Origin of the sequence: Desulfosporosinus sp. I2 (assembly GCF_000960765.1) — a bacterium.
Classification (GTDB): domain Bacteria; phylum Bacillota; class Desulfitobacteriia; order Desulfitobacteriales; family Desulfitobacteriaceae; genus Desulfosporosinus.
In genome coordinates, this window is the sequence record NZ_JYNH01000285.1 from 1 (window position 1) to 1,094 (window position 1,094).

The following is a 1,094-nucleotide window of genomic DNA, read 5'->3' on the forward strand; positions in this document are numbered from 1 at the left end:
ATCATGCTCACCGTCTTATTTTTAGTTTGTAATTAATTTTGCTGTCGAGGTGGTAAAACTTTTGCCTGCATCATTACCTAATAGTGACTCGATAGCGTTACTCAGAGAGCAATAGCAATCAAGAGATTGGCTGTATATCTTTTTCCAGATCCTTTATTGAGATATAAATCATTTTTTTAAAAAGCCAATCAATTTGTTCAGTCTTCATACCGCTTATATCTTGTTTAAAAATATTGATTAGTAATTTCTTTTTTTCATCAAAAGTGAATGAATCAAAAATTGGAATATAGCTAGTCCCTGATAGATTCAAAGTTATTTCTTTGTGTGCTTTTACAAATTTTTTAATTTTTAATGTACAATATTCTTTTTTAAAACCTGCATTAATAAAATATTTTTTTACCAACCAATCCAATTCAAATAACAATTTTGTATCATTTATCTGTGAAAAGAAAAAAAGCCATCCATATTTTCTTCCTTCATTTATACAGCCTGTAACTTTTAAATTGACTTTCCATAAAAGGATTTCAAGGTTTCTGTTTTTTGAATACTTAAATTGTGTAAACAATTGTGATAACGAATCTTTGAATTTATTAACGGAACTTTCTCTTACTGTAAAACCCTCTGCGTTTTTAGTATATCCCAAAAACGTAAACCCTTCTGCAATCTCTCCATGTATTGTTTTTTCCACTTCGCTACTAACTTTTAACTTTAAATAATGATCAAGTTCGTACACAATATTATCCATAATTTTAGAATAATCTACTTTTTTACATAAAATTAGAATATCATCCACATATCTTACATATCCACATGTAAGTAACTCTGCAAACTTATTATCCAAGTTGCTTAAAAATATATTAGCAAGAATATTGGAAATAGATAGCCCTTGGGGAACTCCTTTTTCATTAGGCTCATATCCATTTGAACTAGGAATAGATATTGTTGGTGTTCTAATAGCTTTGACGATTAGACTTATTACTTCCTTCTTTCTTAATTTTTGTGTGTAGTTGACGATTTAGGATAGTATGATCAATTGACGGAAAGAAGTTTTCAATATCAAGTTTAATAAAGTAATCGTATTCATACAATTTTAT

The 1,094-nt window shown here is 28.2% G+C and carries 1 protein-coding gene; it reads right to left on the reverse strand.

From position 1 onward, the window contains the following. Positions 1–118: 118 nt before the first annotated feature. Positions 119–1,015, reverse strand: coding sequence for a reverse transcriptase domain-containing protein (locus UF75_RS25700; RefSeq protein ID WP_082075359.1), 897 nt, complete (start codon positions 1,013–1,015; stop codon positions 119–121). Between the last annotated feature and the right edge of the window lie 79 nt (positions 1,016–1,094).